This window comes from Mycolicibacterium palauense (assembly GCF_002592005.1).
GTDB classification, from domain to species: Bacteria; Actinomycetota; Actinomycetes; order Mycobacteriales; family Mycobacteriaceae; genus Mycobacterium; species Mycobacterium palauense.
Genome location: NZ_NVQF01000008.1, coordinates 1 through 11,335 on the forward strand (window position 1 = coordinate 1; position 11,335 = coordinate 11,335).

The 11,335-nt window shown below is 72.2% G+C and carries 11 protein-coding genes; 3 read left to right on the forward strand and 8 right to left on the reverse strand.

Going from position 1 to position 11,335, the window contains the following annotated elements; translation table 11 throughout:
• Window positions 1-194 precede the first annotated feature (194 nt).
• From cobM to CSR00_RS05070, 3 genes are read right to left on the reverse strand one after another with little or no spacing between them, the layout of a single operon-like run.
• Window positions 195-950: a precorrin-4 C(11)-methyltransferase gene (gene cobM, locus CSR00_RS05060; protein ID WP_099021304.1), complete on the reverse strand. Its 756-nt coding sequence runs from the start codon at window positions 948-950 to the stop codon at window positions 195-197.
• Window positions 947-2,122: a precorrin-6y C5,15-methyltransferase (decarboxylating) subunit CbiE gene (gene cbiE, locus CSR00_RS05065; RefSeq protein ID WP_099021391.1), complete on the reverse strand. Its 1,176-nt coding sequence runs from the start codon at window positions 2,120-2,122 to the stop codon at window positions 947-949. The genes cobM and cbiE overlap by 4 nt, the downstream gene beginning before the upstream one ends.
• Before the next feature lie 8 nt (window positions 2,123-2,130).
• Complete coding sequence (locus CSR00_RS05070) at window positions 2,131-2,883, reverse strand: SDR family NAD(P)-dependent oxidoreductase (RefSeq protein WP_099021392.1); 753 nt, start codon at window positions 2,881-2,883, stop codon at window positions 2,131-2,133.
• A 77-nt stretch (window positions 2,884-2,960) separates the two neighbouring features.
• On the opposite strand from CSR00_RS05070, the gene CSR00_RS05075 reads away from it, so the two are divergent.
• Complete coding sequence (locus CSR00_RS05075; RefSeq protein ID WP_099021305.1) at window positions 2,961-3,371, forward strand: F420-dependent biliverdin reductase; 411 nt, start codon at window positions 2,961-2,963, stop codon at window positions 3,369-3,371.
• A 112-nt stretch (window positions 3,372-3,483) separates the two neighbouring features.
• Here the strand turns inward: CSR00_RS05075 and CSR00_RS05080 are convergent, their stop codons facing one another.
• Window positions 3,484-4,614 carry a M24 family metallopeptidase gene (locus CSR00_RS05080; protein ID WP_099021306.1) on the reverse strand — a complete coding sequence of 377 codons (1,131 nt, stop codon included), beginning with the start codon at window positions 4,612-4,614 and terminating at the stop codon, window positions 3,484-3,486.
• A gap of 38 nt (window positions 4,615-4,652) precedes the next feature.
• Between CSR00_RS05080 and CSR00_RS05085 the strand changes: the two genes are divergently transcribed.
• The gene (locus tag CSR00_RS05085) at window positions 4,653-5,105 is read left to right on the forward strand and encodes a nuclear transport factor 2 family protein (RefSeq protein ID WP_099021307.1); all 453 of its coding nucleotides are present in this window, start codon (window positions 4,653-4,655) and stop codon (window positions 5,103-5,105) included.
• A gap of 46 nt (window positions 5,106-5,151) precedes the next feature.
• Window positions 5,152-6,117 carry a 5'-3' exonuclease gene (locus tag CSR00_RS05090; RefSeq protein WP_099021308.1) on the forward strand — a complete coding sequence of 322 codons (966 nt, stop codon included), beginning with the start codon at window positions 5,152-5,154 and terminating at the stop codon, window positions 6,115-6,117.
• Window positions 6,118-6,127: 10 nt separating this feature from the next.
• Here CSR00_RS05090 and CSR00_RS05095 read toward each other — a convergent pair whose 3' ends face one another.
• From CSR00_RS05095 to tatA, 4 genes are all read right to left on the reverse strand, one after another.
• Window positions 6,128-6,979, reverse strand: coding sequence for a DUF4333 domain-containing protein (locus CSR00_RS05095; RefSeq protein WP_099021309.1), 852 nt, complete (start codon window positions 6,977-6,979; stop codon window positions 6,128-6,130).
• 203 nt (window positions 6,980-7,182) lie between these two features.
• Window positions 7,183-9,957, reverse strand: a complete 2,775-nt coding sequence (locus CSR00_RS05100) for a DEAD/DEAH box helicase (protein ID WP_099021310.1) — start codon at window positions 9,955-9,957, stop codon at window positions 7,183-7,185.
• A gap of 52 nt (window positions 9,958-10,009) precedes the next feature.
• Window positions 10,010-10,945 (reverse strand): twin-arginine translocase subunit TatC, encoded by a 936-nt coding sequence (gene tatC / locus CSR00_RS05105; protein WP_099021311.1) that lies wholly within the window; start codon window positions 10,943-10,945, stop codon window positions 10,010-10,012.
• Between the two features lie 55 nt (window positions 10,946-11,000).
• Window positions 11,001-11,267, reverse strand: coding sequence for a Sec-independent protein translocase subunit TatA (tatA, locus tag CSR00_RS05110; protein WP_099021312.1), 267 nt, complete (start codon window positions 11,265-11,267; stop codon window positions 11,001-11,003).
• Window positions 11,268-11,335 lie beyond the last annotated feature (68 nt).

The window sequence follows — 11,335 nt, forward strand, 5'->3', positions numbered from 1 at the left end:
CGTCTGACTTGTGAGTGTATCGTCCTCATCGCAGCAGCGCCTACACTCACATTCGCATGTCGGTGCTGATCGGTGGCTGCGATAGGCGAGCTTCTGTCGACGCGAGGCGCGGGCAACGGTGGGGTCATCGCGGCGGGCAGCGCTCGCACCGGCAGGTTGGCAGACCAGACGGACGCCCGCCGCCGTTGCCGGGTTTAATGCCGCGCCCCGCGGCGGCGACCGGCCGAGTACAGGTAGCTGTCGGTGAAGCCCTCGGCGGCCAGCACGTCCCCCACCACGATCACCGCGGTCCGGGTGACGCCGGCGGCCCGCAGCTGCCCCGCAATCTCGTCGAGCGTCGAACGCAGCACCACCTGTTGCGGCCACGAGGCGAAAGCGACGACGGCGGTGGGGGTTTCGCCGGGGACGCCACCGGCTCGCAGCTCGGAGACGATGGTGTCGATCTGCGCGGCGGCCAGATGCAGCACCAGCGTGCCGCCGACGGCGGCCAGGGTGCGCAGATCCTCCCCGGGTGGCATCGCCGTCGACAGGGTGGCGACCCGGCTCAGTGTGACGGTCTGGGCCACGCCGGGCACGGTCAGTTCCCGGCCCAGCTCGGCGGCCGCCGCGGCGAACGCCGGCACACCGGGCACGATCCGGTATTCGATGCCCATCGCGTCGAGGCGCCGGCACTGTTCGGCCACCGCGCTGTAGAGCGAGGGATCACCGGAGTGCAGCCGGGCCACGTCGAGTCCGGCCGCGTCGGCGGCGGCCAGCTCGTCGATGATCTGATCGAGGGTCAGTGGCCCGGTGTCGACCACCCGGGCCTGCGGCGGGCACAGCGCCAGCAGGTCCTCGGGCATGATCGACCCGGCGTAGAGGCACACCCCGCAGCGCTGCAGCAGCCGCTGGCCGCGCACGGTGATCAGATCGGCGGCCCCGGGGCCCGCGCCGATGAAGTAGACCGTCATGGTTTGATCATCGCCCACTGCGTGACGGGCATCGCCGGGCGCCACCCGGTGAACGACCCGACCGGCTCGCCACGGTAGTGCTGAAACCGTGCCAGTTCGCCGCCGTAGCGCGAATGCCACTGCGACAGCGCCGCTTCGGACTCCGCGGTGACGGCGTTGGCCACCAGCCGTCCGCCGGAGGGCAGCAGGTCGTAGCAGGTCTCGAACAGTCCGGGGCGGGTGAGCCCGCCACCGATGAACACCGCCGCGGGAAGCGGGGCCTCGTGCAGGGCCCCGGGCGCGGCGCCGCGGACCTCCACCACCACCCCGTGAGCGGCGGCGTTGTCGACGATGCGCGCGCAGCGCACCTCGTCGCGTTCGAAGGCCACGGCCCGACAGCCGTGGCGCAGCCGGCACCACTCGATGGACACGCTGCCCGAGCCGGCGCCGACGTCCCAGAGCAGCTCTCCCGGGCGCGGCGCCAGCGCGGCCAGCGTCACCGCCCGCATCATCTGCTTGGTCAGCTGGCCGTCGTGGGCGAAGTCGTCGTCGGGCAGCACCGAAAGACGCCGGCTGTCGGGCAGGTAGCGCACCGCGACCACATTGAGGTCGTCGACATCCGAGGGCGGAGCGGCCGCCCACACGCGCGCGGTGGCGTCGCGGCGGCGCTCCCCCGGGCCGCCGAGCTGTTCGAGCACCGTCAGTTCGGAGTCGCCACGCCCCGTTTCGGTGAGCAGCCGGGCCAGCGCGGCCGGGCCGTCCCCGTCGCGGGTCAGCACCACCGCACACCCCCCGGTGCGCAGCGCGGCATCCGGTTGTGCGGTCATCAGGCTGATCACCTCGGTGTCCTGCACCGCCCATCCCAGCCGCGCGCACGCCAGCGTCACCGCCGACACGTGCGGCAGCACCCGGACCCGGTCGGCGCCACCGAGCCGGATCAACAACCCCGCGACACCGTGCAGCAGCGGGTCCCCGCTGGCCACGACATGCACATCGCCGGGCTCCTCGAGCACGGCCCGCACGGTGCCCAGCATCGGTGAACCCCACTCCCGGCGTTCGGCACTCACGCTGTCGTCGAGCAGCTCGAGCTGGCGCCGCGCCCCGTAGACGACGCCGGCGCCGCGCAGCTCGGCCGCCGCGGCCGGGGCCAGCCCGGCCATCCCGTCGGCCCCGATACCCACCACCGTGATCATTCCGCCGGTCACCTCGGCATCCTGCGCCACAGCCCGGCCGGGACGAACCGCGTCGCGAAGGCCAGCGCCCCCACCGCGCGCGGCACCCAGACCGCGCGCCTGCCCTTGTCCAGTGCCCGGGCGGCGGCGTCGGCGACCTGCGCCGGGGTGCTGGCCAGCGGTGCGGGGTCCATGCCCTCGGTCATCCGCCCGATCACGAAGCCGGGCCGCACGATCAGCAGCCGCACCCCGCTGCCGTGCAGGGCGTCGGCCAGACCGCAGGCGAAACCGTCCAACCCGGCCTTGGCCGAGCCGTAGACGTAGTTCGCGCGGCGCACCCGCGCCCCGGCGATCGAGGAGAACACCACGATGCGGCCGCGGCCGGCCCTGCGCATCCGGGCGGCCAGCAGGGTCAGCAGACTGACCTGGGCGACGTAGTCGGTGTGCACCACCGCCAGGGCGTGGCCGACCTCGGCCTCGGCGCGGGCCTGGTCCCCGAGGATGCCGAAGGCGATCACGGCGGTGTCGATCGCGCCGTGCTCGGTGGCGATCTCCTCGAGCACCGGTTCGTGCGAGGCCAGATCGTCGGCGTCGAAGCCCTTGACGTGCACCGCGGCGGCGCCGGCCGCGCGCAGCGCCGCCACCTGCGCGTCCAGGCCGCTTCCCGGGTCGAGGCCACCGCGGGTGGTCAGCACGACGGTCGCCCCGGCCGCCAGCCGCAGCGCCAGCTCGGTTCCGATCTCACTGCGCCCGCCGAACACCACGACCAACGGGCGTGTCAATCGGTCCGGCGATCCATTCGATACCTCCACCGTGTCCTCCACGGCTGCGATTATCACCTGCGCTAGCGTTAGCCCCGATGGCGCACGCGACTACCCGGCTCACCAACGACGCCCTGGCGTTCCTGACCGAACGCCATCTGGCGATGCTGACCACCCTGCGCGGTGACGGGTCTCCGCATGTGGTGGCGGTCGGCTTCACCTTCGACCCCAAGACCCACATCGCCCGGGTGATCACCTCCGGCGGGTCGCAGAAGGCCGTCAACGCCGACCGCGGCGGTGTCGGGGTGCTCAGCCAGGTCGACGGGGCCCGCTGGTTGTCGCTGGAGGGTCAGGCCAGCGTCAACACCGAGCCCGAGGCCATCCGCGACGCCGAGCTGCGCTACGCCCAGCGCTACCGCACCCCGCGGGTCAACCCCCGGCGGGTGGTCATCGAGGTCCACGTGCAACGGGTGCTGGGCTCCTCGGACCTGCTGGACCGCTCCGGCTAGCGCCCCCGGCGCCGACACCCCTGGGATTGATTCGGTACCTGGAGCGCCGAACCCGCACAATTTTCGCTCTGGGTACCGACTCGATGCCCGGGGGCACCCAGCGAGAGCCCCGCTACCCGGGTAGCGGGACCACCACCAGCTCGTGCGGGCGGTGGTTGACCGGTTCGGCACCGTCCTCGGTGACGATCACGATGTCCTCGATGCGTGCACCCCACTGCCCGGGAAAGTAGATGCCCGGCTCCACGCTGAACGCCATGCCCGGCGCCAGCGGCAGGTCGTTGCCGGCGACGATGTAGGGCTCCTCGTGCACCGACAGCCCGATCCCGTGGCCGGTGCGGTGCACGAAATACTCGGCCAGCCCGGCGTCGGCGAGCACGTCGCGCGCGGCGGCGTCGACCTGTTCGGCGGTCACCCCGGGCCGCACCGCCTCCACCGCGGCGCGCTGGGCCCGCTGCAGAATCGCATACCGGCGGGCCACCTCGGGGTCCGGTGCACCGATGCTGTAGGTGCGGGTGGAATCGGAGTTGTAGCCGGGTTCGTAGGGCCCGCCGATGTCGACGACGACGACGTCGCCGGCGCGCAGTTCGCGTTCGGAGCACTCGTGGTGCGGGTCGGCGCCGTGGGGCCCCGAACCCACGATGATGAACGCGGCCTCGCTGTGGCCCTCGGCCACGATCGCCTCCTCGATGTCGGCGGCGACGTCGGCCTCGGTGCGGCCGGGCACCAGGAACTGCGGCACCCGGGCGTGCACCCGGTCGATGGCCGCACCGGCCTTGCGCAGGGCGTCGATCTCGGCCGGGTCCTTGACCATCCGCAGGCTGCGCAGCACGTCGGTGGCCAGCACCGGCAGCACCCCGAGCCGTTCGGCCAGCGGCAGCAGATGCAGGGCGGGCATCGCGTCGGTGACCGCGGTGGCGACCTGCCCGCCGCCCAGCGCCTGCGCGACCATCCCGTAGGGATCGTCACCGTCGACCCAGTCCCGCACGGCCAGGCCGAGTTCGACGACCGCCGACTCCTTGAGCGAGGCCAGCTCCAGCCGGGGCACCACCACCGTCGGCTCCCCCGCGACCGGCACCACCAGCGCTGTCAGCCGCTCGAAGGTCTGGGCCCGCGAGCCGGTGAGGTACCGCAGGTCGTAGCCGGGGGTGATCACCAGACCGGCCAGGCCCGCCTCGGCGGTCGCCGCCGCGGCGGCCTGCAGTCGGTGGGCATAGACACGAGCATCAAATCGGCGGGAACTCATTCCGCCAGGTTAGTCGCGCGGGTGCCTACCATCACGGGGTGCAACTGTGGCAACTGCAGGCCCGCGAAGCCGTCCGCGACACCCTGGCCCGCTACACCTGGGCCGGTGACGGCGGGCGCGTCGACGAACTGGCCGCCACGTTCACCGCCGACGGCGTGCTGGAGATCCGCGGTCAGCAGCCCGTGCGGGGCCGCGCGGCGATCGCCGAGATGCTCGCCGGCGTGGCCGCGGCGCCGCCGCGGGCCGGGGTGCGCCGCATCGTGCGACACAACCTGGCCAACACGCGGTTCACCGAACTGACCCCGCAGCGGGCCGGGGTGTCGTCGTACTTCACGGTGTTCACCGAGATCGGGCTCGACCACCACGGACGCTACCGCGACGTCTTCGTCCCCGACGGCGAGCAGTGGCTGATCGCGCACCGGTTCGTCTCCACCGACTGGAGCGCACCGGATTCCACCATGGCCCCGCCCTCGGTGCACCGGTCGGGCTGACCGGCACCGTGCCGCAGATGCCGTGGGCCCTGGCAGGATTGCCGCCATGACACAGACGCCCGGCCCACTGCTTCTGCTCGACGGCGCCAGCATGTGGTTCCGCTCGTTCTTCGGTGTGCCGTCCTCGATCACCGCACCCGACGGCCGGCCCGTCAACGCCGTGCGCGGGTTCTTCGACGCGGTGGCCACCGTGATCACCCGGCATCGGCCCAGCCGCCTGGCGGTGTGTCTGGACCTGGACTGGCGGCCGCAGTGGCGGGTGGACGCCGTGCCGTCCTACAAGGCCCACCGGGTGGAGCAGGAGGGCCCGGACGGCCAGCCCGACGTGGAGGAGGTCCCCGACGAGCTGACCCCCCAGGTGGACATGATCATGGCGCTGCTCGAGGCCTACGGGATCTGCACGGCGGGCGCGGCCGGCTACGAGGCCGACGACGTGCTGGGCACGCTGGCCGCCTGGGAGCGCCACGACCCCGTGGTGGTGGTCAGCGGCGACCGCGACCTGCTACAGGTGGTGCGCGACGAACCGGTGCCGGTGCGCGTGCTCTACCTGGGCCGCGGGCTGGCCAAGGCGACCCTGTTCGGCCCGGCCGAGGTCGCCGAGCGCTATGCGCTGCCCGGCGGGCGCGCCGGTGCCGCCTACGCCGAACTGGCCCTGCTGCGCGGGGACCCGTCCGACGGGCTGCCCGGGGTGCCCGGTATCGGGGAGAAGACCGCCGCGGCGCTGCTGAGCACGCACGGCTCGCTGACCGCGGTACTCGACGCCGTCGAAGACCCCAAATCCTCTGTGGCCAAGGGAATCCGGGCCAAACTGCGCGGCGCCACGGACTATCTGAGCGCCGCCGGGCCGGTCGTGCGGGTGGCCACCGACGCCCCCGTCACGCTGCACCCCGACGACGACACCCTGCCGCTGGCACCCGCCGATCCGCGCGCCGTGGCGGAGTTGGCCGCCGAATACGGGGTGGGTTCGTCGATCGGCCGGCTACAGCAGGCCCTCGACGCTCTCCCGGACTGAGTCGGGCCGGCTACTTGGGCCGGCCGACCTCGTAGGTGCCGCTGTCGTCGGTGAAGGTGACCGTCACCTGACGCTTGGTGCCGTCGACACTGACCTCACAGGTGAAGGTGTCACCCTTCTTCACCGTGGGGCTCTGGCCGTTGTTGCACTTGACGTCGCTGACGTTCTTGGCGCCGTAACCGTTGGCCTCGTCGGAGAGGATCTGCTGGACACCCTGCTGGGCACTGTTGACGTCCAGCTTGGTGGTCACGAAGAACCCGGGCTTCCAGAAGCCGAGCACCAGCACCACCGCGACGATGACCGCCGCCAGCACACCGAGGATGGTGCCCAGCGCGGCCATCGACCGCTTGGAGCCCTCGTCGCCGCCGGGCTGCTGACCGTACGGACCGTACTGGCCGGGCACCCCGTACTGCGGCTGACCGTACTGACCCGGCTGCCCGGGCTGGCCCGGCTGGCCGTACTGCGGCGGCTGTCCCGCACCGTAGGGCGGCTGGCCGTACTGCGGGGGCTGCTGTCCGTAGGGGCCGGCCTGCCCGTACGCGCCCGGCTGCGGGTAGGGCTGCTGACCGTAGGCCGGCGCCTGCGGCTGCGCGGCCGGGTTGAACTGCTCGGTCGGGGCGTAGGGCTGCTGCGGCGGGGTGTACCCGGGGGCGCCCGGCGTCGACGGCGGCTGGTACTGCGGGTACTGCTGCGGACTGTAGGCGGGGGGCTGCCAGCCGCCCTGCGCGCCCTGGTCGCCGCTGGGCGGCTGCCACCCGGAGGTGTCGCCGGTGGACTGCTGTTCGGGGGTACCGCTGGTCGGCTGATCCTGCCCCTGCCCCTGCCAGGGCTGCGCCGGATCGGTTCCGTGCGGTCCGCTCATCGTGTCTCCTCGGGTCCTGCGGGTCGGGCCGGCGGCTGCGCCGGCATCAACCGTAGTGTCTGCACCACACTACCGGGTCACACCGGCCATCCCGGGAACCACCGCACCCGGCAGGTCACATCTCGATCACACCATGTTTGGGCAGGTGAAGGGCACTTTCCGGCAACTTCGCAGCCAATGCCCAGGCCCCACGGCGGGGCGGCTCACCACTCTCCGTCCACGGCGACGACCCCCCGGCGGACATCGTCGACGGCACGCTTGGCCGCGGCACGCAACGAGGCCTCGGGGGCGGCCAGGCGCACCTGGTCGAGCAGATCGAGCACCTGGCGGCACCACCGGACGAAATCCCCGGCCGACAGTGCCGAGGAGGCGGCCGAGCCGTCGGCGGCGGCCTGAAGCGCGGCGGCCAGGTCCCCGGTGGTGGCCCAGCGGTGCATCGCGAGGACGAAACCCTCGTCGGGTTCACGGGTGGGGGCGATGCGGTGACGGTTCTCGTCGGCGCGCAGCGCGCCCGAGAGCCGACGGGTCTGGGCCAGCGCGCGGCGCAGCGCCGCGGTCGGGACGTCCTGGACGAACGGGGACGGACCGTCGGAGCCGCGCGTCTCGAAAACCACCGCCGAGAGCACTGCGGCGAGTTCGGCGGGGGCCAGGCCGTTCCAGGCCCCGGTGCGCAGGCACTCGGCCACCAGCAGGTCGCTCTCGCTGTAGATGCGCGCGAGCAGCCGACCGTCGTCGGTGACGCGCATCGCGCCGCGTTCGCCGTCCGCCCCGGCGGTGGTCTCGGCGATGAAGTCCCGCTCGATGAGCAGCCCCACGATCCGGTCGAAGGTGCGTGCCAGCGAGTTGGTCGCCGAGGCGATCTTCTTGCGCAGCGCCTCGTTGTCCCGCTCGATCCGCAGGAACCGTTCCCCGATGCGGGCCTTCTCCTCCCGGTCCGCGGCCCCGTGCACGGGATGGCGGCGCAGCTGGGCCCGCAACGACACCAGTTCGGGATCGATGTCGGTGTCGGCGCCACCGGTCCCGGCCCCGCGCCGGGTCCGCGACGGCACCGCCAGCCCGTCGGCCGCCGAGCGCAGCGCCGCGGCCAGGTCCCGCCGGACCCGCGGCTGACGGTGTTCGACCCGTTTGGGCAGCCGCATCGAGCCCAGCGGCGGCTGGGCCCCGGAGTAGTCGGCCGCCGAAATCCTTCCGGCCCAACGGTCTTCGGTGAGCACCAGCGGCCGCGGGTCGTCCTCGTCGCGGGCCGCCTCGAGCACCACGGCCAGTCCCCCGCGCCGGCCGTGGGTGATCGTGATGATGTCGCCGCGGCGCAGCGAGGACAGCGCGGCGCCCGCGGCGTTGCGACGCTCCAGCCGCGAGGCCCGGGCCTGGGCCCGTTCGCGCCCGGCGATCGCCGCACGCAGCCGCACGTACTCCAGGGCGGGGCTGTCGCGCCCGCCGAGTTCGGCGGCCAGTTCGTCGAGCAGGCGTTCGCCTCGTTCGGCGCCGCGGACCAGCCCCACCACGGAGCGGTCGGCCTGGTACTGGGCGAAGGAGCGTTCCAGCAGCCGGCGGGCCTGCTCGGGACCCATCTGGTCGACGAGGTTGATCGTCATGTTGTAGGACGGGGTGAACGAACTGCGCAGCGGGAAGGTGCGGGTCGACGCCAGCCCGGCCACCTCGGCGGGTTCGGCGGACCCCTCCCGGGGGTCCCACAGCACCACCGCGTGCCCCTCGATGTCGATACCGCGCCGGCCGGCGCGCCCGGTGAGCTGGGTGTACTCCCCGGGGGTCAGCGGGGCGTGCTCCTCACCGTTGAACTTCACCAACCGTTCCAGGACCACGGTGCGGGCGGGCATGTTGATGCCCAGCGCCAGCGTCTCGGTGGCGAACACCGCTTTGACCAGACCGGCGGTGAACAGTTCCTCGACGGTGTGGCGGAAGATCGGCAGCATCCCGGCGTGGTGGGCGGCGATCCCGCGCAGCAGCCCCTCCCGCCACTCGTAGTAGCCGAGCACCGCCAGATCGGAATCGGGCAGGTCGCCGCAGCGGCGGTCGATGATCTCGGCGATGCGGGCCCGCTCGGAGTCGGTGGTCAGCCGCAGCGACGAGCGCAGGCACTGCTTGACCGCGGCGTCGCAGCCCTTGCGGGAGAACACGAAGGTGATGGCGGGCAGCAGGCCCTCACGTTCGAGGATGGCGATGACGTCGGGGCGCGCGGGCGGACGGAACAGGGTGGGACGGCCGCCCCGCTGCCCGCGTCCGCGGCCGTCGCGCGGGCGCCAGTCGCTGAACCGGTCGGCCTCCCTGCGGTGGGCGATGTGACGGACCAGCTCCGGGTCGACCACCAGGTGCCGGTCGGCACCGGCGCCGTCGTAGTCGAACAGGTCGAACAGCCGCTTGCCGACCAGCATGTGCTGCCACAGCGGAACCGGGCGGTGCTCGTCGACGATCACGGTGGTGTCCCCGCGCACCGTCTGGATCCACCCGCCGAACTCCTCGGCGTTGCTGACCGTGGCCGACAGGCTGACGAGGCGAACCTCGTCGGGCAGGTGCAGGATCACCTCCTCCCACACCGCGCCACGCATCCGGTCGGCCAGGAAGTGCACCTCGTCCATGACGACGTAGGACAACCCGTGCAGGGCCGGCGACCCCGCGTAGAGCATGTTGCGCAGCACCTCGGTGGTCATCACCACCACGGGGGCGTCGGCGTTGACCGCGACGTCCCCGGTGAGCAGCCCGATCGACTCCGGCCCGTGGCGCCTGACCAGGTCACTGTGCTTCTGGTTGCTCAGCGCCTTGATCGGGGTGGTGTAGAAGCACTTGCGCCCGGCGGCCAGCGCCAGGTGCACCGCGAACTCGCCGACGACGGTCTTGCCGGCCCCGGTCGGCGCGCAGACCAGCACACCGTGGCCCCGTTCCAGGGCGGCGCAGGCGCGCTGCTGGAAATCGTCGAGCCCGAAGGGCAGCCCCTGGGTGAAACGGTCGAGTTCGGTCATCTGGTGGGGCTCCGCGGGTGACGGCGGGCGGGGCGCGGGGTCGGTCGGGGAATCAGGTGACGTCGTCATGGGGTGGGGTCACGCTCGCCGGCGCCGGAACCGGGGACGGCTCCTCGAGCTCCGATGCCTCGTCGTCGGCGAGCTGGTTGTGGGCCTCTCGTTTGGCTTTGCGCCGGTCGTGCAGCCGGGTGATCTGGATGGCGAACTCCAGCAGCAGCGTGAGCGCCAGGCCCAGTGCCAGCATGGAGAACGGATCGGATCCCGGCGTGAAGAAGGCGGCGAAGACGAACACGCCGAAGATCAGACCGCGCCGCCAGGACCGCAGCTTCTCGTACGACAGCACCCCCACCATGTTCAGCATCACGATGAGCAGGGGGAACTCGAAACCCACCCCGAACACGAGCAGCAGGTTGATCAGGAAGCTGAAGTACTGGTCGCCGGAGAGCGCGGTGACCTGGACGTCGCTGCCCACGGTCAGCAGGAAGTGCAGGGCCTTCGACAGCACGAGGTAGGCCAGCATCGCGCCGGTGATGAACAGCACCGCCGCGGAGGTGACGAAGACGACGGCGAACCGGCGTTCCTTCGCGTAGAGGCCGGGGGTGATGAACGCCCACAGCTGGTAGAACCAGACCGGGCAGGCCAGCACGATGCCGGCCATCAACGCCACCTTCAGCCGCAGCATGAACTGGTCGAATGGCGCAGTGGCCAGTAGCCGGCAGCCGCCGTCGGGCGAGATGTCCGCGCGGGCGGAGTCCGGCAGCGCGCAGTACGGGTGGCGCAGCCAGTCGCCGAGGCTCTCCACCCCGAACACGCCGTGGCTGTACCAGAGGAAGCCCACGATGGTGGTGCCCAGGACCGCCGCCATGGAGATCAGCAGCCGGGTTCGCAGCTCGCGGATGTGGTCGACGAGCGACATCGTCCCGTCGGGATTGACCTTGCTGCGGCGGCGACGGGGGTCAAGCCGCTTGAAGACGCCGGGTGTTTTCACGGGCAGAACTCAGTCGAGCCGCACCACGGGGGCGGGCTTGACGGGGCCGGCGCGGTCAGGCCGGTCGCGCGTCGCTGTGGTTGGGTCCCGACGGCGGGTTCTCGACCCGCTCGGACTGCACGGGGGTGGCCGTCGGCGGGACCTGCTGATCGGAGTTCAGCTGTTCGGACTTGCCCTCGTTCTGCAGTTCCTTGACCTCGGATTTGAAGATCCGCATCGACTTTCCGAGCGAGCGGGCGGCGTCGGGCAGCCGCTTCGCACCGAAGAGCAGAATGATCACGATGGCAAGGATTGCCCAGTGCCACGGACTTAGAGCACCCAATTTGGTTACCTCCAGACGTCTTCACGATCCTACCGCAGGCGGCTACCCCCGCGTCGGGGTGCGCATCG